Annotated in this window: 23 protein-coding genes; 7 read left to right on the forward strand and 16 right to left on the reverse strand. The window is 57.5% G+C overall.

The genetic code is table 11. The features are described from left to right. Position 1: 1 nt before the first annotated feature. From ACR0BD_RS02885 to trpS, 9 genes are all read right to left on the reverse strand, one after another. On the reverse strand, positions 2-1,531 hold the full coding sequence (locus tag ACR0BD_RS02885) for an ABC transporter ATP-binding protein (RefSeq protein ID WP_480695197.1): 1,530 nt from the start codon (positions 1,529-1,531) through the stop codon (positions 2-4). A gap of 92 nt (positions 1,532-1,623) precedes the next feature. Then, the gene (locus tag ACR0BD_RS02890; protein WP_480828771.1) at positions 1,624-2,622 is read right to left on the reverse strand and encodes a BMP family lipoprotein; all 999 of its coding nucleotides are present in this window, start codon (positions 2,620-2,622) and stop codon (positions 1,624-1,626) included. Positions 2,623-2,781: 159 nt separating this feature from the next. Beyond that, a complete protein-coding gene (locus ACR0BD_RS02895) occupies positions 2,782-3,195 on the reverse strand; it encodes a GNAT family N-acetyltransferase (RefSeq protein ID WP_480828773.1) in 414 nt (137 codons plus the stop codon). Next, positions 3,192-3,779 (reverse strand): tRNA (adenosine(37)-N6)-threonylcarbamoyltransferase complex dimerization subunit type 1 TsaB, encoded by a 588-nt coding sequence (tsaB, locus tag ACR0BD_RS02900; protein ID WP_480828775.1) that lies wholly within the window; start codon positions 3,777-3,779, stop codon positions 3,192-3,194. Before tsaB ends, ACR0BD_RS02895 begins: the two co-directional genes overlap by 4 nt. Next, a complete protein-coding gene (locus ACR0BD_RS02905; RefSeq protein WP_480828777.1) occupies positions 3,769-4,332 on the reverse strand; it encodes a NifU family protein in 564 nt (187 codons plus the stop codon). The genes tsaB and ACR0BD_RS02905 overlap by 11 nt, the downstream gene beginning before the upstream one ends. A gap of 69 nt (positions 4,333-4,401) precedes the next feature. Then, a complete protein-coding gene (locus tag ACR0BD_RS02910; protein WP_480828778.1) occupies positions 4,402-4,995 on the reverse strand; it encodes a DsbA family protein in 594 nt (197 codons plus the stop codon). A gap of 9 nt (positions 4,996-5,004) precedes the next feature. Then, positions 5,005-5,460 carry a universal stress protein gene (locus tag ACR0BD_RS02915; protein WP_480695187.1) on the reverse strand — a complete coding sequence of 152 codons (456 nt, stop codon included), beginning with the start codon at positions 5,458-5,460 and terminating at the stop codon, positions 5,005-5,007. A 60-nt stretch (positions 5,461-5,520) separates the two neighbouring features. Next, on the reverse strand, positions 5,521-6,384 hold the full coding sequence (locus ACR0BD_RS02920) for a branched-chain amino acid aminotransferase (RefSeq protein WP_480828779.1): 864 nt from the start codon (positions 6,382-6,384) through the stop codon (positions 5,521-5,523). Between the two features lie 59 nt (positions 6,385-6,443). Next, the gene (gene trpS, locus ACR0BD_RS02925) at positions 6,444-7,472 is read right to left on the reverse strand and encodes a tryptophan--tRNA ligase (protein WP_480828781.1); all 1,029 of its coding nucleotides are present in this window, start codon (positions 7,470-7,472) and stop codon (positions 6,444-6,446) included. An 86-nt stretch (positions 7,473-7,558) separates the two neighbouring features. Between trpS and ACR0BD_RS02930 the strand changes: the two genes are divergently transcribed. Further along, positions 7,559-8,245 carry a rhomboid family intramembrane serine protease gene (locus tag ACR0BD_RS02930; RefSeq protein WP_480828782.1) on the forward strand — a complete coding sequence of 229 codons (687 nt, stop codon included), beginning with the start codon at positions 7,559-7,561 and terminating at the stop codon, positions 8,243-8,245. On the opposite strand, the gene murJ is transcribed toward ACR0BD_RS02930, so the two are convergent. Genes murJ through ACR0BD_RS02945 form a run of 3 tightly spaced genes read right to left on the reverse strand, consistent with a single transcriptional unit; the run spans position 8,246 to position 13,735 of the window. Continuing rightward, positions 8,246-9,787 carry a murein biosynthesis integral membrane protein MurJ gene (gene murJ, locus ACR0BD_RS02935; protein WP_480828784.1) on the reverse strand — a complete coding sequence of 514 codons (1,542 nt, stop codon included), beginning with the start codon at positions 9,785-9,787 and terminating at the stop codon, positions 8,246-8,248. Continuing rightward, complete coding sequence (locus ACR0BD_RS02940; protein ID WP_480828785.1) at positions 9,784-12,603, reverse strand: [protein-PII] uridylyltransferase; 2,820 nt, start codon at positions 12,601-12,603, stop codon at positions 9,784-9,786. Before ACR0BD_RS02940 ends, murJ begins: the two co-directional genes overlap by 4 nt. After that, positions 12,563-13,735, reverse strand: coding sequence for a penicillin-binding protein activator (locus ACR0BD_RS02945; RefSeq protein WP_480695174.1), 1,173 nt, complete (start codon positions 13,733-13,735; stop codon positions 12,563-12,565). Before ACR0BD_RS02945 ends, ACR0BD_RS02940 begins: the two co-directional genes overlap by 41 nt. Before the next feature lie 88 nt (positions 13,736-13,823). Between ACR0BD_RS02945 and rsmI the strand changes: the two genes are divergently transcribed. The 3 genes from rsmI (at position 13,824) to gshB (ending at position 16,048) form a co-directional block, all read left to right on the forward strand. Next, entirely contained in the window at positions 13,824-14,681 is an 858-nt protein-coding gene (rsmI, locus tag ACR0BD_RS02950) for a 16S rRNA (cytidine(1402)-2'-O)-methyltransferase (protein ID WP_480828786.1), read from the forward strand. Between the two features lies 1 nt (position 14,682). Then, on the forward strand, positions 14,683-15,054 hold the full coding sequence (locus ACR0BD_RS02955) for a YraN family protein (protein WP_480828787.1): 372 nt from the start codon (positions 14,683-14,685) through the stop codon (positions 15,052-15,054). A 61-nt stretch (positions 15,055-15,115) separates the two neighbouring features. After that, a complete protein-coding gene (gene gshB, locus ACR0BD_RS02960) occupies positions 15,116-16,048 on the forward strand; it encodes a glutathione synthase (RefSeq protein WP_480828788.1) in 933 nt (310 codons plus the stop codon). Here gshB and ACR0BD_RS02965 read toward each other — a convergent pair. From ACR0BD_RS02965 to cobU, 4 genes are read right to left on the reverse strand one after another with little or no spacing between them, the layout of a single operon-like run. Further along, the gene (locus tag ACR0BD_RS02965; RefSeq protein ID WP_480828789.1) at positions 16,045-17,559 is read right to left on the reverse strand and encodes a YifB family Mg chelatase-like AAA ATPase; all 1,515 of its coding nucleotides are present in this window, start codon (positions 17,557-17,559) and stop codon (positions 16,045-16,047) included. The two genes, gshB and ACR0BD_RS02965, sit on opposite strands and share 4 nt — an antisense overlap. A 45-nt stretch (positions 17,560-17,604) precedes the next feature. After that, positions 17,605-18,486 carry a glutathione S-transferase gene (locus tag ACR0BD_RS02970; protein ID WP_480828791.1) on the reverse strand — a complete coding sequence of 294 codons (882 nt, stop codon included), beginning with the start codon at positions 18,484-18,486 and terminating at the stop codon, positions 17,605-17,607. Between the two features lie 58 nt (positions 18,487-18,544). Then, positions 18,545-19,123 carry a histidine phosphatase family protein gene (locus tag ACR0BD_RS02975; protein WP_480828792.1) on the reverse strand — a complete coding sequence of 193 codons (579 nt, stop codon included), beginning with the start codon at positions 19,121-19,123 and terminating at the stop codon, positions 18,545-18,547. After that, a complete protein-coding gene (gene cobU, locus ACR0BD_RS02980) occupies positions 19,120-19,692 on the reverse strand; it encodes a bifunctional adenosylcobinamide kinase/adenosylcobinamide-phosphate guanylyltransferase (protein ID WP_480828828.1) in 573 nt (190 codons plus the stop codon). Before cobU ends, ACR0BD_RS02975 begins: the two co-directional genes overlap by 4 nt. A gap of 49 nt (positions 19,693-19,741) precedes the next feature. On the opposite strand from cobU, the gene ACR0BD_RS02985 reads away from it, so the two are divergent. From ACR0BD_RS02985 to coaBC, 3 genes are all read left to right on the forward strand, one after another. Next, positions 19,742-20,620 carry an RNA polymerase factor sigma-32 gene (locus ACR0BD_RS02985; RefSeq protein WP_480695162.1) on the forward strand — a complete coding sequence of 293 codons (879 nt, stop codon included), beginning with the start codon at positions 19,742-19,744 and terminating at the stop codon, positions 20,618-20,620. Beyond that, positions 20,617-21,432: a ChaN family lipoprotein gene (locus ACR0BD_RS02990; RefSeq protein WP_480828793.1), complete on the forward strand. Its 816-nt coding sequence runs from the start codon at positions 20,617-20,619 to the stop codon at positions 21,430-21,432. Before ACR0BD_RS02985 ends, ACR0BD_RS02990 begins: the two co-directional genes overlap by 4 nt. A gap of 63 nt (positions 21,433-21,495) precedes the next feature. Beyond that, the gene (gene coaBC / locus ACR0BD_RS02995; protein WP_480828794.1) at positions 21,496-22,692 is read left to right on the forward strand and encodes a bifunctional phosphopantothenoylcysteine decarboxylase/phosphopantothenate--cysteine ligase CoaBC; all 1,197 of its coding nucleotides are present in this window, start codon (positions 21,496-21,498) and stop codon (positions 22,690-22,692) included. Positions 22,693-22,695: the final 3 nt, after the last annotated feature.

Below are 22,695 nucleotides of genomic sequence, written 5' to 3' on the forward strand. Positions count from 1 at the left end.
GTTACGCGGCCTCTCCCGCAACACCGGCCATCAATAGGCCCAGCTCTTTTTCATTTGTCTCATGCGGCAGACGTTCGCCCATGATATGTCCGTCAAACATCACCGCAATCCGATCAGACAGCGAGAAGATCTCTTCCAATTCGACCGAGACCAGCAGGATTGCTTTCCCCTGATCGCGCAGGGCGACGATTTGTTTGTGAATGAACTCGATCGCGCCAATGTCCACACCACGGGTGGGCTGGCCGACCAACAACAGATCGGGGTTCCGCTCAATCTCGCGCGCGACGACGATCTTTTGCTGATTGCCGCCCGAAAAGCTTTTGGCCGCCAACCAGCCATTGGGTGGGCGCACATCGAACTTTTCAATCTTGCGCTCGGTATCTGCGCGCAGGGCGGCGTTGTCCATGAAGATGCCGCGCTTGTAGGCTGGGTCGCGGTGATAGCCAAAGGCCACATTCTCCCACGCGTGGAAGTCCATGATCAGACCTTCGCGCTGGCGGTCTTCGGGCACATGGGCGATGCCGCGCGCGCGCCGGGCCTGACCGTCTGATCCGGCACCAGACAGCGCAAGTGGCGCGCCGTTCAGGCGAATTTCGCCTTGACCCGGGCGCATGCCGCCCAGCACCTCAAGCAATTCCGATTGCCCGTTGCCGGCGACACCAGCAATGCCGACGATCTCGCCGGCGCGGACGGTCAGGTTGATACCTTTGACGCGTTCAACACCGGCTGAATCGAAGACCCGCAGATTTTCGACCTCAAGCACCGGCTGCCCCGGTTTGGCAGGTACCTTGTCGACCTGCAGCAGCACCTTACGGCCGACCATCAACTCGGCCAGCTCTTGTGGGTTGGTCTCAGCTGTTTTCACGGTGGCCGTCATCTCACCACGCCGCATGACCGAGACGGTGTCGGTGTTTTCCATGATCTCACGCAGTTTATGCGTGATCACGATGATGGTTTTCCCTTCCGAGCGCAGGCGATCAAGAATGCGGAAAAGCTGATCGGCCTCAGCGGGCGTCAAAACACCGGTGGGTTCGTCCAAAATCAGAATCTCGGCCTTGCGATACAGCGCCTTCAGGATTTCCACCCGCTGCTGCATGCCCACACCGATTTCGTCGATGCGTTTGTCCGGGTCCACGAACAGCTCGTATTCCTCTTCCAGCGCTTTCAACTCTTTGCGCGCTTTGGCCAAAGAGGGTGCCAGCATGCCGCCGTCTTCGGCCCCTAAGACGATGTTTTCAAGAACGGTAAAATTTTCAACCAGCTTAAAGTGTTGAAACACCATTCCAATGCCTGCAGCGATCGCCGCCTGACTGTCGGGAATATCGGTTTTGGTTCCGTTGATCCAAATCTCGCCTTTGTCGGCTTTATAAAAGCCGTAAAGGATACTCATCAACGTGGATTTGCCCGCTCCGTTTTCACCGATGATCCCGTGGATCGTACCGGGGGCGACGCTGATTGAGATATCTTTGTTGGCTTGAACAGGCCCAAAGGCTTTGGAAATCCCTTTGAGCTCAATGGCGGGGACGCTCATGTCTTGTCCTCAATTCCCGAAGGGGCTGCCCGGCTAACCCCGAGCGGTAGAGTGGGTGCGAGACGGAGGTCAAACCCCCGCCTCGCGCGATATCAGAACTGCAGTGCCGGGCAGCTGTCGTTCTCGTAGTAGCTGACCACGGTTACGTTACCCGCGATGATGTCATCACGCGCTTTGTCGACCGCAGCTTGCATTTCGTCGGATACCAGTGGGGCGTTGTTCTCGTCCATGGCAACGCCTACGCCGTCTTCCGCCAGACCCATGGCAAAGACACCGGTTTCAAGGTTTTCACCCGCTTTCATGGCGTCGTAAACGGCAACGTCTACACGCTTGAGCATCGAGGTCAGAACTTTGCCGGGATGCAGGTGGTTCTGGTTGCTATCCACGCCGATCGACAGAATGCCTTCGTCGGCTGCGGTTTGCAGCACACCAACGCCGGTGCCACCGGCCGCCGCATATACGACGTCAGCGCCTTGGCTGATCTGAGCTTTGGTCAGCTCGGATCCTTTGACCGGGTCGTTCCAGGCGGCCGGAGTGGTTCCGGTCATGTTAGCGACGACTTCGATATCGGGGTTCACAGCCTTGGCACCCTGCGCATATCCACAGCCAAAGTGACGGATCAGCGGAATGTCCATACCGCCGATAAAGCCAACCGTACCTGACTCAGACGCCATAGCGGCCATCATGCCAACCAGATAAGAGCCTTCATGTTCGGCAAAGCCGATCTGACGGATGTTGGGGATGTCCAGCCAGTTCACGTCAACGGCAACGAATTTCGTATCCGGATAATCACCTGCAACTGCAGAAAGCGGATCAGCCATGGCAAAACCCATGGTGATGATCGGGTTCAGACCTGCTTCGGCGAAACGGCGCAATGCCTGCTCGCGCTGCGCTTCGGACTGCAGTTCGATCTCACGATAGCTGCCACCAGTTTCGTCGGCCCAGCGCTGCGCGCCATTATGAGCAGCTTCGTTGAACGACTTGTCGAATTTGCCGCCCAGGTCAAAGATCAGGGCCGGCTCTGCCAGTGCTGCACCTGCGGTCAGTGCAACTGCGGCTGCAGCTCCCATCAAGGATTTCATCAGGGTCATTTGTTACTCCCGTTGGTTATTGTTAGTCGGGGCCAATGTCGCCCCGCTTACCCAATGTGGGCGAGCATAACTGTTGTGATGGCGGGAATTAAGGACGTTTGCAACAGCTTGGGTCAACAGATTTTTGACCAATTGGTCGAAAAAAATGGCGAAGTGAATTCAGGTCAAATCGCAATTCATCACGATAGCGTCAATTTTTTTATTGTTTTCACGCAGATAGTAATTTTTGCGCAGCCCACTGGGTCTGTATCCACAACGCTCGTAAAGTGAAATCGCGGGCAGGTTGTCTTTCGCGACGTCAAGAAAGGCGTGTGTTGCGCCTAATTTTTTTGCCTCTGCATGCCATTCATTCATGCATTTCAAAGCCAGGCCCTGGCGTTGAACACTTGGGTGCGTGGCAATTGTCAGCAATTCAGCTTCACCGGCGATAACTTGAAACAGAGCAAAAGACTGATCATTCCCAATGGCATAGGTAAATCGATTCTTCAGAAGCTCTGCAAATTCCACAGCATTCCATGGCCGCGATTGGGTGAATGCGGCCTTATGTATTTGGGCCATAAGCTCGGGCGTCATTCGTCCAACAAATCCGGGGGTGACTCTTTGGACGGGGCCGCATCCGCAGGGCGTATGTAAAGCGGGGCTGGCGGTTCGACTGCGTTTGGCCACTTTTGAAGCGCGACACTGGCGATGGCGCGCACCTGTGCATCTGGGTCGTCGTTGAAGGTAAGCGGCCCAAGTGATTCTGCCTGATCCAGCGCGATCAATGCTGGGGGTTGACCGGGCGGAGAGACATAAACCTGGTCGCGTGGAGCACGGATTGCGGGAAGAGCATCGGGGTTTTCGGCGGCCAAAGCTTCGAACCCATTGACGCCAACCGCTGGGATGCCAAGACCCAGCGCGAGCCCGCGCGCGGCGGAGACGGAAATTCGAATGCCGGTGAAATTTCCCGGTCCGATACCCACGCCAATCGCGGTGAGGTCAGTCCAGACAAAACCCGCGGTAGATAGCGTTTCCTCCAACAAAGGCATTAGGCGCTCGGCTTGGCCCTTTTTCATGGGCTCAACACATGAAGTAAGGAAGGTATCCCCGCGTAACAAAGCGGCCGCGCAATGCGCGGCCGATGTATCAAAAGCCAGAATAAGTGGGTCAGACGGCAACGGGCCGTACCTCGGTCACTTCTGGGATATAGTGGCGCAGCAGGTTTTCGATGCCCATTTTCAGCGTAAGGGTCGAAGACGGACATCCGGCGCACGCACCTTGCATATGCAGGTAGACGATACCCCGGTCGAAACCATGAAAGGTGATGTCACCACCATCCTGCGCCACGGCCGGGCGCACGCGGCTGTCCAAAAGATCCTTGATCTGGTTAACAACTTCGGCGTCTTCACCAGTATGTTCCGCATGTCCTGAGGCCGTCGTCGCATCTGCAGCCATAACCGGCTGACCGGATTGATAGTGTTCCATCACAGCGCCCAGAATGGCAGGTTTGATGTGATCCCACTGAACGTCATCAGATTTGGTGACGGTGACAAAATCATTGCCAAAGAACACGCCCGTCACGCCGCTTACCGCGAAAATCCTATTGGCCAATGGCGACTTTTCTGCCGCGTCAGCGGATGGAAAATCTGCAGTCCCGGCCTCAAGCACGGTCTGTCCGGGCAGGAATTTCAGCGTCGCAGGGTTTGGCGTGGATTCGGTCTGGATGAACATGTCGCGGCTCCGTATCAGGTGTTCCTGATATGCGACCCCGGGCTCAGGAAGTCAAGATTTGGAACCGTTCTAAATTTCAGCAGCTTGCATAATCGCGTCTTCAAGCCTGTCGTCGCCCCAAAACAATTCATCTTGCACCAGAAAGCTGGGTGCTCCGAACAGACCTTTGTCCTGTGCTGTTTTGGTTTGCGCAACCAAAGCCTGTTTGATGTCGGGGTCACTGGCCTTGGCCATCAGATCGCCGGACAAACCCGCAGTGTTCAGGCAAGATTCCAAAACCGCATCGTCTGCAATGTTCTGACCATCTGCGAATTCCGCAGAATATACTGCGCGCACGAAAGCGGCCTTGTGAGATGGGTCATTGATCGCCAGAGTCAGCCGGGCCGCCCTCAGGCCATTTTGCGGAAACGGATCGGGCTTCACAAAGGGCAGGTCGCGTTTCGCGCATAGGCGTGCCATGTCCTGCCACATGTACCTGCCCTTGGCCGGGTAAAGGTTGAACGGCGAGTTGTTCCAGCCCTGACTTGCAAAGATAGGACCCAGCAGAAATGGCTGCCATTCAACAGTCAGGTTATGCTTTGCCGCAGCGTCCTCGATACGCATGGCGCTGAGATAAGAATAGGTCGACGCAAACTCGAACCAGAACTGGATACTGCGTGGCATAGCAAAGCCTTATGTAATTGCTTCCAGCTTTTCCTTGCTCAGATCACCGGGGACAATCGTGATTGGAATCGGCAGGCTGCCCGAGTTCTTGGTCAATTGAGTCACCAACGGGCCCGGGCCTTTCTTTTCGACACCAGCGCCCAGAACCAATACCCCGATCTCTGGGTCGGATTGAACATGTTCGATGATCTGCGCCACTGGTTCGCCTTCGCGTATCGCCAGCTCGGGATCAACGCCCTGCTTGTCGCGCATCCATTTCGCAAAAACCTCGTAATGGGCGTGGATGCGTTCACGGGCTTCTTCGCGCATGACCTCGGCCACACCGATCCAATGGTTGAACTCATCCGGAGGGATGACTGACAGGATCGTGACGCCGCCATTGGTATGAGCGGCGCGCATCGCAGCAAAACGCATAGCGTTCAGGCATTCGCGGCTGTCATCCAGTACGACCAGGAACTTGCGCATGGGTGTCCTCATTCTTTTCGGGTGATCATGCCCGACCAGATGCTGACTGGCAACCGATGCCTAGCGCGTGGTGGCTGCCCAATCCCAATACAGTTCCCGCGCGCGGCGGGCGATGGGGCCAACCTGGTATTGCGTGTCTTCAAGCGCTGTGATGGGGGTAATCTTGCTCATGTTACCCGTCATGAAGACTTCATCCGCCTGATGGAAGTCATCAAAGGTCAAAATGCTTTCATGCACGGTAACACCGTCGGCACGCAGGTTTTCGATGTGGCGCGCACGGGTGATTCCGGCCAGAAACGTGCCGTTGGGGGTGGGGGTGAACACCTCGCCGTCGCGGACCATGAAGATGTTGGCGGTCGCCGTTTCGGCCACATGGCCCAACGCATCAGCCACCAGCGCGTTCGAGAAACCCTTTGACCGGACCTCACTCAGCATGCGCGCGTTGTTGGGGTAAAGACAGCCGGCCTTGGCATTCACGACCGCCGATTCCAAAACCGGACGACGGAAGCGAGTATACCCCAACGTCGCCGAGGCGCTTTCGGGTGCCATCGGAATTTCCTCAAGGCAGATGGCAAAGCCGGTGCTGTTTTCCAAAGGCACGATCGCCGTGCGGTCACCGTCGATACCCCAATACATCGGGCGGATATAGACGGCGGTGTCTGGGGCATAGCTTTCCAACCCCTCGCGGATGATCTCGACCATCTGTTCGGTTGTCACGAAGGGCGTCAGCATCAGTGCCTCGGCCGAGCGGTTTACACGGGCGCAATGGGCTGCAAGGTCGGGAACAAGCCCGTCGAAATAGCGTGCACCGTCAAAGACAGACGACCCCAGCCAGGCGCCATGATCGGCCGCGCGCATGATGGGTGCATCCCCGTCATGCCACTGACCTTCGAAATAGGTGCGAATATTCTTGCCGACTGCCATGACGCCCTCCCAAGCTTTGCGGCAAACCTAGGAAGACGTTGCGGCAAGGTCCAGAGCTATCAGCCCTGTTTTGCGCCCACCATGCCCACGATTTCGTAAGTCTGCTGCAAGATCGGTGCCGCGATTGCACGTGCCTTTTCCGCGCCATTGGCCAAAATCCGGTCAATCTCGGCCTCTTCGCCCATCAGGCGGGCCATTTCGGACGAGATCGGGGCCAGTTTTGACACGGCAAGCTCAGCGAGCATCGGCTTGAACTCGCCAAACTGCTTGCCACCCACTTCGGTCAAAACCTGTTCGGCAGTCTGGTCGCTAAGGGCTGCGTAGATGCTGACCAGATTGCGCGCCTCGGGGCGCTCAGATAGACCATCCACCTCAGAGGGCAGGGCATCCGGGTCCGTCTTGGCCTTGCGGATTTTCTTGGCGATGGCGTCGGCGTCATCCGTCATGTTGATCCGGGTCATGTCCGACGGGTCCGACGACGACATCTTGCGCGACCCGTCCCGCAGGTTCATGACGCGCGGGGCAGGGCCGCCGATCACGGGCTCGGTCACCGGGAAGAACTCGACGCTGTAGTCGTGGTTGAACTTGATCGCGATGTCGCGGGTCAGTTCCAGATGCTGTTTCTGATCTTCGCCCACCGGCACATGGGTTGCGTGATAGATCAGAATATCCGCGGCCATCAGTGCCGGGTATGCAAACAGACCCAGTGAGGCGTTCTGCGCATTCTTGCCCGCCTTGTCCTTGAACTGCGTCATCCGCTGCATCCAGCCCATCCGGGCGATACAGTTGAAAATCCACGCCAGCTGCGTGTGCTCGGCCACCTGGCTTTGGTTGAACAGGATGGATTTTTCCGGGTCCAGACCAGCGGCGATGAAACCTGCGCAGACCTCGCGGGTTTTTTCACGCAGACGGGCCGGGTCCTGCCAGACGGTGATGGCGTGCAGGTCGACCATGCAATAGATGGTCTCATAATCTTCGCCCTGCATATCTACGAACCGCTTGAGCGCACCCAGATAGTTGCCAAGATGCAGGTTCCCCGACGGCTGGATGCCGGAAAACACGCGTGGTGTGAACTGGGTCTCGGTCATCGAAGGGAACTCCCGTCTGGAAAAATCAGCCCCCGTCGCTTACCCATGAGGCCAAGGGACGTCAACAGCCGCGAAAGGCCAGCCCAATGAGCAGTGAGCATTATACACCCGCCGTGAACCCCTTGCCGCCCGTGGTTGTGGCGCTGGTTCTGTTCATCATGGGCATCGAACTGGCCTTTAACTTTGGCGCACGCGGGCTGATCGGAGGGCCGTCTGCGGTTGGATGGCGGCTGGATGCGCTACAGCATTATTCTTTCTCGCCGGACATATTCGATTGGATGGTGAAAAACGGGCGTTGGCCGGTTGAGCATCTGATCCGTTTCGTGACCTACCCTTTCGTTTCAGCCAATTTCACACAGGCCATATTCGTCTGTGTTTTTGTTCTGGCGATGGGCAAGATGGTGGCCGAGGTTTTCGGCGGCGTTCAGATGCTGGTGATTTTCGTGATATCGGGCATCGGTGGGGCGCTGGTATATGCACTGTTGTTTGATCCGCAATATCCGCTGGTTGGTGGGTTTCCTCCGGTTTACGGGCTTATCGGTGCGTTTACGTGGATTTTGTGGCGCAGGCTGTCGATCGTCGGCGAGAACCAGTCGCGTGCGTTCAGTCTGATTGCAGTATTGATGGGCATTCAGCTTTTGTTCGGATTGCTATTTGGCGGCACGCTGGACTCGGTGGCTGATCTGGGTGGGTTCGCGACAGGTTTTGCCCTGTCGTTCTTTGTGGCTCCGGGCGGATGGGCGCGTATCGTGCGGCGCATCCGCCGCGACTGATCACGACCGGCGCAGGGCTTTGCGGAGTTCTGAGAATTCGAAGGCGCGTAGCAGGTGAGCCAGGAAAAAATACGTGGACGCTGCAACGAGGATCAGGACGATCAGTGCCAAATACCGCCATCCCGGTAACAAGAAGGCCCAGCCGACAAGCTGGATCGCGACGAAAAGAACCAAACCCATCCCCAGTGACGCCGCCACGATCCGCCAGACCCGGCGCTTGAACCGGTCATCAAATCTGGCTTCTTGGCCCATGCTGCGTGATCCTAGAACCAGCAGCCCAACCATGGCCCATCCGGCGGCAGAGGCGGCAATGGCAGGCGCAATCCATCCCAATATCGGGTACAGGCCGAACGCCAATCCAGCATTCACAACCATTGCCACCAAGGCATAGCGGAACGGAGATTTGGTATTCTCGCGCGCGAAAAACAGCGGTTGCAGCAGTTTTTGTAGCATGAAAGCGGGCAATCCTAGCCCATAGATCGCCACGGCCAACGCAGTGGCGGCGGTATCCTCGGACGTGAACTGGCCACGCTCGAACAGGACCGAGACCAGTGGGGCTGGCATGATCACAAACGCCACGGTTGAGGGTAGGGTCAGCAGCAAAGTAAACTCTCCGGCCCGCGAAAAAGCGTTTCGGGCACCATCTTTGTCATCTGCGCGCAGACGTCGTGACAGGTCGGGCAGCAGGACGATGCCGACGGCAATGCCGACAACGCCGAGCGGTAGCTGATACAGACGATCTGCTGCAAATAGCCAACTGACCGCATTCTCTGTTTTTGACGCCACCAGTTGCCCAACCACAAGGTTGACTTGTGTAACCCCCATCGCCAGCGCGGCAGGCACGGCAATGCGCACCATCTGGCGCATCTCGGGGCTGAGTTTGGGTACACCCGGACGTATGCGAATGCCGGCGCGCTCGGTTGCGATCCAGACCAAGGCAAGCTGCGCAACGCCTGCCACCGGGATGACGGTGATCAGCCAGCGGATTACGTCGCCGCCCGACATGGCACCAGCGATCAATGCAGTGCACGCGAAGATGTTCAGCAATACCGGCGCGGCGGCCGCGGCTGCAAAACGCCCCGTCGCATTCAGAACGCCCGAAAACAGCGCCGCCAGTGACATGAACAGGATGTAGGGAAACACCACATAGCCATAGTCCACAGCCAGATCGAACCGTTCGTCGCCGTAAAACCCTTCGGCTGTGATCCAGACCAAAGCGGGCATGAACACCATGGCAAGTCCGACCAGCGCCAGAACGGCCACGGCCAACAGGTTAAAGGCATCCTGTGCAAAACCTTCGGCGTTTTCCTCGCCTTCCAGCCGTTTCGAGAACATCGGCACAAAGGCTGCGTTGAACGCGCCTTCGGCAAAGAAACGGCGGAACATGTTGGGCAGGCGGAAGGCGGCGACAAAGGCATCCATCACCGGGCCCGGGCCGATATAGGCTGTTAGCAGGATTTCCCTCAGGAACCCCAAAATCCGGCTTGCCAGTGTCCAGAACCCGACTGTGAACAGTCCTGAAAACAGCCGGATCTGTTTCATGAAGCTGCGCGCTCGGCGCCCTCGGTGATGGCTTTGCGCAGTTTGGCCTCAAGCCCGCGCTGCTTGCTTTCTGAGTGATACTTCAGCCCGAACATGTCTTTGACATAGAACGTATCCACCACCTGTTCGCCGTAGGTCGCGATGACCGCGTTGGCGATGTAGACGTTTGCTGCGGCCAGCGTACGGGTCAGATCATACAAAAGGCCAGGGCGGTCGCGAGTGTCGACTTCGATAATCGTGTAGATCTCGGACCCGTCATTGTCGAAGATGATATGTGTGGGCACGTTAAAGGCCCGTTCGCGTTTCTTGATCTTGTCGCGGGATTTCAATGCATCGCGTGCAACGACTTCGCCTTTCAGCGTCTTTTGGATCATTTGTGTCAGGCGGGGCAGGCGGCTTGCCTCGTAAGGGCGTCCGTCTGCGTCCTGAATCCAGAACGCGTCCGTCACATACCCGTCCTTGGTGGTGTAGCTTCGGGCATCTACAACATTCGCGCCCAAAAGCGCCAAAGCACCTGCGATCCGTGCAAAGATACCCGGGTGGTCGCCCATTGCGAAACAGGCGCGTGTTGCGTCCCTGTCCACATCCGGTTGCAGCCTGATTTCCATCGCCCCCGGATCGCCGGTTTGGTCAAGCTCTTGCAGCATCTCGGCAAACTCGACATGGGTCGAGAGGTTCAGCCCCTGCCAATAGGGGTCATAATGTCGGCCGGTCTCGGTTTTCAGATCTGCCTTGGACCAATTCGCCAGTTCCGCACGAAGGGCCTTTTTGGCTCCGGCCCCGCGATTGGCCCGGTTGAGGTCTTCCATACCGGTTTCAAGCGCGCGCTTGGTTTCGGCATGCAGTGCACGCAAAAGGGTCGCTTTCCAGTTGTTCCATGTGTTCGGGCCAACACCGCGGATATCGCACACCGTCAACACTGTCAGAAGATCCAACCGTTTTACGGTTTTGACGGCCTTGGCAAAATCACGCACCGTGCGCGGGTCAGAGATATCGCGTTTCTGTGCCATGTCCGACATCAGCAGATGGTAACGGACCAGCCACTCTACCGTTTCGGAATCCGCCTTGTTGAGACCCAGTCTCGGGGCAACTTTTCGCGCGATTTGCGCCCCAAGGATCGAGTGGTCTTCGGGTCGACCCTTGGCGATGTCGTGCAGCAGCAAGGCGACATAGAGGACTTTGCGATTAACGCCTTCTTTCAGGATGGACGAGGCCAGCGGCAAGGACTCTACCAGTTCTTCGCGTTCGATCTGCGCCAGGTTCACGATGCACTGTATCGTATGCTCGTCCACGGTGTAGCTGTGGTACATGTTGAACTGCATCATTGCGACGATGTGTTCAAACTCAGGCAAAAAGGCCGACAGGACCCCCAGCTCATTCATGCGCCGCAATGCACGCTCAGGATTGCCGTGCTTCAGCAACAAATCCAGGAAGATGCGTTGCGCTTCCTTGTCTTCGCGCATGTCTTCGTCGATCAGGTGCAGGTTCGCGCTGACCAGACGCATCGCGTCGGGATGGATCAGCATACCTGTTCGCAGACCTTCTTCGAACAACCGCAGCAAGTTCAGTTTGTCGGAAAGAAACGCGTCCGCATCGGCTACATCCAGACGGCCATGTACGACCTCGTACCCCGGTTTGGCATGAGGGCGGCGACGGAAAATCCGCACCAGCAAAGGCGCGCCTTTCATATGCGTCGCCTCAAGCTTGGTCAGAAAAATGCGGGTCAGTTCACCGACCTTGGTGGCCTCGCGAAAATAGCGTTGCATGAACACTTCGACGGCCCGCCTACCTGCGCGGTCCTCGTAACCCATGCGGTCGGCGACTTCGACCTGCAGATCAAAGTTCAGTTGTTCAGTCGCCCGGCCAGTAACCAGATGCAGATGAGACCGCACGGCCCACAGGAAATCCTCGGCCTTGACGAAGGTTTGAAACTCTTCGGGTGTAAACAGACCCAGCGGCACCAGCTCGGCTACGTCCTGCACGCCGTAGATGTATTTGGCAATCCAGTAGAGTGACTGAAGATCGCGCAGCCCGCCTTTGCCTTCTTTGACGTTGGGCTCGACCATATAGCGCTGGCCTTGTTTTTTGTGGCGTTCGTCGCGCTCTTGCAGTTTCGCTTCGATGAACTGCCGCTCTGTTCCTTTGAACAGATCGGATTTAAGCCGGGTGCCTAAATCATTGGCCAGAGTTGTATCGCCGGCCAGATAGCGCTGCTCCAGCATGGCAGTTCTGATCGTGAAATCATCTGCCCCAAGCCGCAGGCAATCCTTGATCGTGCGTGAGGAATGCCCAACCTTCAGCCGCAAATCCCACAGGATATACAGCATGGATTCGATCACGCTTTCGGCCCAGGCGGTGATTTTGTAGGGGGTCAGAAACAACAGGTCTACGTCCGAAGACGGTGCCATTTCGCCCCGACCATACCCACCGACGGCAAGAACTGCGATCTTTTCGCCCTGTGTTGGTGTCGCCAGCGGGTGCAGGTCCTGGCTGGCGACCTGCATTGCAGTGCAGACCAGCCCATCCGTCAGATAGGTGTAGGAATGCGTCAGAGGCCGCGCGTCAAACGGGCGTTGGGCAAAAGCGTCGGCAATGGCTTGGCGACCGGTTTTCTGCGCCTCGCGTAGAATGCGCACCGTCTCACTGCGTCGCGCTGCATTGTCGGTGGTATCTTCAAAGGCATCCGACAGCTGAGCCATCACGGCTGCGCTGTCGAAAATATCTTCGGCCGGGCAGATCAACTCACCTTTTGGGGTGAGCGTCAGCGCCGGTCTATCAGAAGCCGGCGCCAGAGAAGCTTTGTGGGGCAGGGTCAATCACTACTACCTGTTTATTCTGGATCGTGGCGACAGCCAGACCGCGTTCGTTGGTGCCGTCGGATCGTAGACGGAAGATACCGCCGACGCCCTGGAAGCCGGCATTCTGTGTCAGGGCTGAGGCGGTTAGTGCATCCGCCTTGCCTTGGCTGACAAGCGCGCCGATTGCCGCAATGCCGTCATATGCCAATCCGCTGATCGGGTGAGGTGCTTCGCCATAGGTGTTGTTGTAGCGCTGACGATAGGCTTGGGCCTTTGTCGGGTCAGGCAAAGCGAACCAGCCGCCCTGAACACCCGGCAGCTCTAATGTCTGAGCGGGAATATCCCAACGGGTCAGACCGATATACTGGGTCGTAGCAGGTGAAACGCCCGCTTCTGGCAGAAGCTGCGAATACAAAGGCAATGCTCCTGCGGTCGTTGCGGTCAGGAAAATCGAATCTGCACCGGCTGCGTCCACGGTGGCTTTGATCGTGGGGACCGAATTGATTACGCCTTGCTGCGACCGGTCGTAACCGACGGTGCCAGCATTGTTGACCCGGCTGCCAGCAAGCGCGCCCGCGATTGCCGATTGACCCAACTGACCGGCGGCATCGTTGCTGTGCACGATCACCATCCCCGTTTTGCCTTGCGATCCGGCAAAGTTGACCAGTCGGTTTGCGGTATTGTTAAACGTCGGGCCCAGAACAAAGACATTGCCGCCTGCAATGCTTGGGTTGTTCGAGAAGGACAAGACATTGACGTTATTGTTCAGAACTGCCAGCCCTGCCGAGTTCGCGGCCTGCGCATAAACAGGTCCAAGGATGACTTTGGCACCTTCGGAGACAGCGCGCTGGGCGACTTCGGCCGCGGTATTCGAGCTGCCGCGCGTATCGTACACGCGCAGATCGATTTGGACGTTCTGCAAGTCCGACATTGCCAGACGTGCTGCATTTTCAAGGCTACGGGCCAACGCAGCATCACCGGAATTGGCCGAGCCAGCCGGAACCAATAGCGCAACGGGGACAGGTTTGGACGTGTTGATCGACGGGCCTCCGCCAAGACCGCCCGGTTCACATGCGGCCAGAAATGCTGCGGTGGCCAGGAAGGCCGCGGTTTTCGCCAGTTTGCGAACGGGCTTGCAATCGGTAAACATCTAAATGAAAACTCCCTGTCCCGGCAGCTTGAAGCGCTGCCAATTTGTTAGGCAGCAATAATAAACGTCACGCTGTGAGGGTCCAGCTTTGAATCACCAAAAAGTCAGATTGGGCCCGGGCCTGTATTTTGTTGCCACTCCGATCGGAGCGGCGCGCGATATTACGCTCAGGGCGCTTGACGTGCTGGCGTCAGCGGATGTGATTGCTGCCGAAGATACCCGCAGCTTGCGGCGTTTAATGGAAATCCACGGCGTCCCGTTAGAGGGCCGACGCATCTTTGCCTATCACGACCACAGCGGTGCGGGTGCACGAGAAAAGCTACTGGATGCCCTGCGCGACGGTAAATCCGTAGCTTACGCGTCAGAGGCCGGAATGCCACTGATTGCGGACCCAGGGTACGATTTGGGCCGTCAAGCCGCAGAAGCCGGGTTTACAGTGACTTGTGCCCCGGGCCCGTCCGCCGCGCTGATGGCATTGACGCTGGCTGGGCTGCCGACAGACGCATTCTTTTTTGCGGGTTTTTTGCCCAACTCTTCGAACGCCAGACGCTCTCGTATCGAGGCGCTGCGCGACGTGCCCGGTACGCTTGTGTTCTACGAATCGCCCAAACGCGTTGCGGCCTGTGTCGCGGATCTTGCGGCTGTCTTGGGTGAAAACAGGCCCGCAGCAATGTGCCGAGAGCTGACCAAGAAATTCGAAGAAGTCAGGCGTGGCACCCTGGCGCAACTGGCCGCTGATCTCAGTGAGCAATCCGTGAAGGGTGAGATTGTCTTGCTGGTAGACCGAGGCGATTCAGAAACTGTTAACGAGTCGGATGTAGAAGAGGCGCTGAAAAAGGCTTTGGAAACACATTCGGTTCGGGATGCGGCTGATTTGGTTTCAAGCATGTACAAGTTGCCAAGACGTCCGATTTATCAGAAGGCTCTGAAACTGGCGAAGGGATGAAATGAACGCGCGATCTGCTCAAAGTTCCGTTTCTTATCAAGCAGGTCGGTCCGCTGAGATTTTGGCAGCCAAAGATTATGAGCGGCGTGGACTGTCCATCATTCAAAGCCGTTGGCGCGGTGCTGGGGGTGAGATCGACCTGATCGCGCGCGATAGCGAAGGTCTTGTTTTCATCGAAGTCAAGAAAAGCAGCAGCTTTGAACGGGCGGCTGCACGGATCAGCCGGCGTCAGATGAACCGGATATGCGCGTCAGCGGCCCAGTTTTTAGAAGGCCAACCGGGTGGGCAACTGACTAATGTGCGCTTTGATGTTGCCTTGGTCGATGCTTTGGGTGAGGTGCAAATCATCGAAAATGCCTTTGGCTTGACCTGATCCCCATTGAACACCTGCCCCTGCTGCGCCATGTATCTGGCGTGAATTTGAGGGACACACCATGAAAATCGCCTTTCAGATGGACCCGATCGGGGCCGTGGATATCAATGCTGACAGCTCGTTCCGACTGGCCGAAGAGGCTCAGGCGCGCGGTCACACGCTGTTTTTCTACGACCCGGACCAGCTGGCCTATCAAGAGGGGCTGATTACAGCACGTGGTCACGACATGAAGGTTCAGCGCATCGCTGGAAACCCTGCCGAACTGGGGCCCGAGCGCGAGGTCGATCTGGCAGAGTTTGATGTGGTCTGGCTACGGCAGGATCCCCCATTCGACATGCATTATATCACGTCGACCCATTTGCTGGACCGCCTGAAGGGGCAGACGCTGGTGGTAAACGACCCGTTTTGGGTGCGTAACTATCCCGAGAAACTGCTTGTTCTGGATTTTCCCGAACTGACGCCGCCAACAACGATTGCGCGAGACCTGCAAACGATCAAGGCCTTCAAGGAAAAGCACGGCGACATCATTCTGAAGCCACTTTACGGAAACGGAGGTGCAGGTGTTTTCCGGCTGGATGCGAACGACCGTAACCTGACGTCACTGCACGAGCTTTTCACCGGGTTTTCGCGCGAACCGCTGATTGTGCAGAAATTTCTGCCCGATGTCAGCAATGGGGACAAACGTGTGATCTTGGTCGACGGCGAACCCGTCGGAGCCATCAATCGCGTTCCCGCTGAAGGTGAGACACGATCCAACATGCACGTTGGTGGGCGCCCTGAAAAAATAGGCCTGACCGCGCGCGACAAGGAAATCTGCGCCGCGATCGGGCCATTGCTGAAGGAAAAAGGGCAGGTTTTCGTAGGGATCGACGTGATCGGAGACTACCTGACAGAGATTAACGTGACCTCTCCCACAGGGATTCAGGAACTTGAGCGGTTTGACGGGGTCAATATCGCCGAAAAAATCTGGCAGGCCATCGAAGCCAAGCTTTAGGACGCGACCTTGGCACTGATGCGAAAGCTCAGCGCCTCGGCCACATGGGGCCGTCGCACGTCTGGGGCGTTGTCCATGTCGGCGATGGTGCGGGCGACCCTTAGCACGCGGTGATAGGCCCGCGCAGACAGGCCGAACCTTTCCGCAGCTTGCAACAGCAGCGCTTTGCCTTCTGCGTCTGGGGCGGCGATTTCTTCTAAATGGTTCCCCTCCACATCTGCGTTCTGGCGGATCGCAGGAGTTTTGGAAAACCGTGCGGCCTGAACCTGCCGTGCCAGTTCGACCCGCGCTGCAACTGTCGCCGAACTATCCCCGGATGGAGGCAGGTCAAGGTCGGTGAATCCGACAGGCGGAACCTCAATCCTCAGGTCAAAACGATCCATCAACGGACCGGAAATCCGCCCCAGATAGTCCTCTCCGCAGACGGGCGCACGGGAACAGGCACGCGCAGGGTCCGTCAGGTATCCGCATTTGCAGGGGTTGGCGGCCGCAACTAGCATGAACCGACAGGGATATTTCACATGCGCGTTTGCGCGTGCAACCATGACCTCACCCGTTTCGATAGGCTGGCGGAGCGTCTCTAAAACAGTGCGGGGAAACTCGGGGAATTCATCCATGAAGAGGACCCCGTTATGGGCCAAGGATATCTCGCCAGGTTTGGCCCCTTTCCCGCCGCCAACAATTGCAGCCATTGATGCCGTGTGGTGCGGCTCGCGGAATGGCCGGGAACGGCTGATGCCGCCTTCGTCCAGCAGCCCGCAGAGGGACTGGATCATCGAGGTCTCCAAAGCCTCGGCAGGCGTAAGCGGTGGAAGTATTCCGGGTAACCGGGCCGCCAGCATTGATTTCCCAGATCCCGGTGTGCCTATCATGATCAGGTGGTGCCGCCCTGCTGCTGCGATCTCTAATGCGCGTTTGGCGCGTTCTTGCCCTTTGACGTCTCTCAGATCACGCGCATTCGGGGAAAGGTCGACTTCGCCGGGTTGCGCGGTGGGCAAAGGGTTTTGACCAGAGAAATGCCGCACGACTTCTGCAAGGGATGCTGCGCCCAATACTTGTGTGGCGTCTACCCAAGCGGCCTCGGCGCTGGAGGCTTTGGGGCAGAGTAACGCACGATCCTCGGCCGCTGCCGTCATCGCAGCAGGGAGCGCGCCAACCACCGGAACGAGCGAGCCGTCCAGCGACAGCTCTCCCAACGAAACCGCGCTTTCTGCGGCGTCCTGTGGGATGATCTCAAGCGCAGACAGCAGCGCGACGGCGATAGGAAGGTCAAAATGGCTGCCCTCTTTCGGCAGGTCAGCTGGCGACAGGTTGATCGTGATGCGTTTGGACGGCAACGCAATTGCCATGGCGCTTAAGGCACTGCGTACCCTGTCACGTGCCTCAGATACCGCCTTGTCAGGCAATCCCACGATGGAAAAGGCGGGTAAGCCCGGTGTGACGGCGCATTGTACTTCGACCGGGCGGGCTTCGACCCCTTGGAATGCAACTGTATGGGACCGGGTGACCATGCAAGACCTTTTTGGTTAACAGGTTCTTGCTTGCACGGCTGAGGTTTAGGAATCGTTAACGGCACCGGTCATTGCGGCAAACTCCGGCCACGCACCGGGGTCGGCCACGGTCTTGTCGCGGCAGAATTGGTTGCAGAACCCCCAAACCTGCTCGTTAAGTTTGAGGAAATCCGTGACCGCCTTGCCAGAATAGGGGCAGACTTGGTTCATGGCAGGTCCTGTATCGACAGGTTCCGCCATCATGTCCCCAATCGGCCATGGATCAGCCTGCAGGTTTTGCGGGTATGGGAAAGGGTCGTAGTCAACTGTCATCCCCATGGCGCGCCATTGTCGGACAGACGTGTCAGACAATAACTCAAGGCAATAGGCTAGGTTCTCGGCAGACATCGGTAAACCATATCCAACGACGCGCGCAGCCACAGGGGTATAGAAAACATCCGCCAGAGAATAAGCCCCAAACAGTGGGCCAGATGTGGCCCCTGAAATACAGCGGGCGTGGGCCCAAAGCGTTTCGATCCTGCTGAGGTCGGCTAGGGTTTCGGCCGAAGGCTCAAACCCTTTCCAGCAGTGTTTTAGCTGCATCGGACATTGCCCGCGCAAAGCCGAGAAACCGGCCACCATTTCGCAGCAGATCCATCGCGCGGTGGCACGCGCTGCGGGGTCTGAGGGCCATAACGCAGCTTCGGGATGCCGTTCGGCCAGTGTTTCGGCCATCGCAAGGCTTTCACCGACAACCGTCCCGTCAGGCAGGCGCAGGGCAGGGACCAGACGCGCCGGGGCCAACGGCTTCATGTCTTCGCCCATGGTGCCCGAATACAAGCCGATCATATGGCTTCGATAGGGCAGTCCAAACTTTTCCAGCATCAACCAGCCGCGCATCGACCAACTGGAAAACAGCCGGTCACCGATAAACAGATCATAAATCATAGCAACAGAATGGCGCGGTTCGTCAGGGTCGTAAAACAGTGATTTGTGCGCGTATGGATCACGGGCAGTGATTGATCCGCCCGACTGACCATCGGTCATCATGATAGGTGATCTCGGTGACCGAAAGGTTGTCGATCCTGTGGCTGAACGCCTCATAGGCGCTGATATCCAGAGCGCGTTGTACCTGAGTCAGAATGACCCCGAAATGCGCCACGACAATCAAATCCTGTCCTGAATGTGAGGCGATCAGGTTGTCGATGGCTGCGTCGACCCGTGCGCGGACCTCGTTCCAGCTTTCTCCGTCTGGCGGACGGACGTCACCGGGATTGTCCCAATAGGCGAAGGTCAATTCCGGGTCTTCGGCCTCGATCTCTTTAAAGCCGCGCAACTCCCAACTGCCGAAATTGATTTCTCGCAGGTGCGGGTGATGCGGCAGGCGCGCCCGCGCGCCTTGAATGGCCGAAGCGGTATCTGCGGCACGGGACAGGTCGGATGAAACGACAACAGCCTGTGCAGGCAGATGGTCATGTAATCGTGCGATCGCTGCGTGGTCGCTGAGGTCAGCAGGTATATCGGACCACCCGACCATGGTTTTGGCGTGAGTTGGCCCATGTCGGACAAGATGCAATCTTGTCATGGCAACTGGCCCTTTAAGACCAACGGTAATCCAGCCGTCACCTGCACCACACGGTCAGCTTGGGCGGCTAACGCGATGTTCAACCGACCCTGCGCTTCGCGAAAGCGACGGGATAGCGCGTTGTCCGGGACAATCCCGTACCCCACTTCGTTCGAGACGATGACGACCGGCGCGCGACAGCCTGAAAGCGCGTCAAACAATTCCGCCTGCGCGTGCTCCAGGTCATTCTCGGCCAGTATATGGTTGGTCAGCCACATAGTTGCGCAATCGATCAGGCAGACCTGGCTTTCATTGAGTGTAGATAACCCCGGGCGCAGGTCGAAAGGGGCCTCAATCGTTGTCCATCCGGCGCCCCGCTGCTGGACGTGTCTGTTCACCTTTTCGTGCATTTCATCATCAAACACTTGTGAAGTGGCGAAATATATCCGGTCTTTGTCATAAGAAACAACAAGTTGTTCAGCGAAAGCCGACTTCCCAGAGGCCGCTCCACCCAAGATTAAGGTTAAATCCGGACCCACTATTACTACCTTCCATGTGATCCACCCGGTTCTGTTCTGCGTATCCACCATAAGTTGGCAAAGCAAGGCCGAGCTACGCCTGTGAAAAGGGGAGATTTCCATGGCACTGGACAATACGAACGATTTCTCAATGTCACGGCAGGCGATGAAAGCCGAGTTGCTGGACGCGGAAACAGAATTACAACTGGCTTACGCGTGGCGAGACCACCGCGACGAGCAGGCGCTTCACAGGTTGATCACCGCTTATATGCGGCTGGCAATCTCGATGGCTGCAAAGTTCAAACGCTACGGCGCCCCGATGAACGACCTGATCCAAGAGGCCGGGCTGGGTCTGATGAAAGCGGCAGACAAGTTTGACCCTGATCGCGGTGTGCGGTTTTCGACCTATGCGGTTTGGTGGATCAAGGCCAGCATTCAGGACTATGTGATGCGGAACTGGTCGATGGTTCGGACCGGGTCGACCTCTTCCCAGAAATCGCTGTTCTTTAATATGCGTCGGGTTCAGGCACGTCTGGAACGTGAGGCTGCAACCGAAGGCATGGACCTTGATCGCCACCAGTTGCATCAGATGATTGCCGCCGAGATTGGTGTGCCTCTTCGCGATGTTGAGATGATGGAGGGCCGGCTTTCGGGATCGGATTTCTCGCTCAACGCAGTTCAGTCTGCAGACGAAGATGGTCGCGAGTGGATTGATGCGCTGGAAGACGACAGCGAGCAAGCCGCAGAAACTGTCGAAAACAGCCACGACACCGAGCAGCTTCGCGAATGGTTGGTGACCGCGATGCAATCTCTTAACGACCGTGAACGCTTTATCGTGCGAGAGCGCAAGTTGCGCGAACCAGCGCGGACACTGGAAAGCCTTGGGCAGGAGCTGGGTCTTTCGAAAGAACGTGTGCGCCAGCTTGAGGCCGCTGCATTTGTAAAAATGCGCAAGAACCTTGAAGCTCAATCGCGCGAGGTGCAACACTTCATCGCATGAAACAGATTGCGATTCTGCTTATTGCACTAATGGTTACGCCGGGCTTGGCCCGTGCCGAACAATTGATACCTGATGAGGTAGCTGCGGCAATGCAGGCCGCAGATATCGTTATTCTGGGTGAGATTCACGACAACCCTCAGCACCATATTGTTCAAAAAGAAGCACTGGAACTGATCAACCCATCCGCTGTTGTATGGGAGATGATCACCGAAGAGGGCGCGCGACGGCTTGGGCAGAAAGCTGCGACCAACCCCGAGGAACTGGCCCGTATTCTTGAGTGGGCAGAGATGGGATGGCCGCCTCTCAGCCTGTATTATCCTGTTTTTCAGGCTACCGACGCACCGGTCTACGGCGCAATGGTACCACGTGCGGCGGCGCGTGCGGCAATGCAACGGGGCGCGGCGACAGCATTGGGCGCGGATGCTGCGCGGTACGGTCTGACGGTGCCGCTGTCTGCAGCAGATCAGGCAGAGCGAGAAGCTGATCAAATGGCGGCTCATTGCAACGCACTGCCTGCTGAGGCTTTGCCGCAAATGGTGGCGATACAACGCCTACGCGATGCGGTTCTGACCCGTGCCATCCTCCGTGCCGATGACGAAACTGGCGGCCCGATCGCAGTGATCACGGGCAATGGCCATGCTCGCAAGGATCGCGGCATTCCCACCTTTTTGTCGCGCCTGCGCCCGGGCCTGAAGGTTTTTGTTCTGGGACAATCCGAAGATGGCAATATTAACGGAGAGTTTGATGCCGTGATCGACAGTCCCACGGTTGAACGTGAAGATCCCTGTCTGGCGTTCCAGACACAGAATTAACGGCTGGTACTGGAGCGCAGCCTTGCCTAATGTCGGGACCGATCTGCACGGGAAGGGCAAAACATGCTGGCATCCAAACGCATTCTGCTGATCATCGGCGGAGGGATTGCGGCCTATAAGTCGCTGGATCTGATCCGTCGGCTGAAAGAACGCGGCGCTGCCGTGACGCCTGTCCTGACGAAAGCCGCTGAGGAATTCGTAACACCGCTGTCGGTTTCTGCACTAGCGGGTGAAAAAGCCTATCGTGACTTGTTCGACCTGACAGACGAGGCCGAGATGGGCCATATCCAGCTGTCTCGCTCGGCGGATTTGGTGGTTGTTGCCCCCGCAACAGCTGACTTGATGGCGAAGATGGCTGCAGGTTTGGCCAACGATTTGGCCTCGACTTTGCTGATGGCGACTGACACGCCGGTTCTGTGTGCGCCTGCCATGAATGTCCGGATGTGGGATCATCCCGCGACCCAGCGCAATCTGCGGCAATTGCAGTCAGATGGTGTTCAGTTTGTTGGCCCGAATGAGGGCGACATGGCTTGTGGTGAATATGGACCGGGCCGCATGTCGGAACCTCTTGAGATTGTCGCAGCTATCGAGGCGCAACTGGGCGACGGACCGTTGGCTGGAAAACGTGTTCTGGTCACGTCTGGCCCGACACATGAACCGATCGACCCGGTCCGATACATCGCGAACCGATCTTCTGGCGCGCAGGGCACAGCAGTCGCACGCGCGCTGTCAGCATTGGGGGCTGAGGTGATTTTCGTGACCGGACCTGCCGATGTCGCGCCGCCCGCAGGGGTTCAGGTGGTGTCCGTAGAGACCGCTCAACAAATGTCTGACGCGGTTGACGCCGCGCTGCCTTTTGATGCAGGCGTTTTTGCTGCAGCCGTTGCCGATTGGCGGGTGGCAAGCGCCTCGGATCGAAAGCTCAAGAAAACCCGTGATGGCTTGCCTGCGCTCGAGTTCGCCGAAAACCCGGACATTCTGAAGCGCATCTCTCAACTAAAGGCGGGCCGCCCTTCGCTTGTCGTTGGGTTCGCTGCGGAAACAGATAACGTGGTCGAACATGCAACCGCCAAACGTGCGCGCAAAGGCTGCGATTGGATTGTCGCGAACGATGTCAGCCCCGCGACCGGCATAATGGGCGGGTCCGAGAATGCGGTGACCCTGATTTCCGACACCGGTGCCGAAGCATGGCCGCGTATGGGGAAAGACGCGGTCGCCCAACGCCTGGCCGCCAAAATTGCCGATGCGCTTACAGGATAGATG

The sequence above is a fragment of the Ruegeria sp. G5 genome, assembly GCF_056533365.1.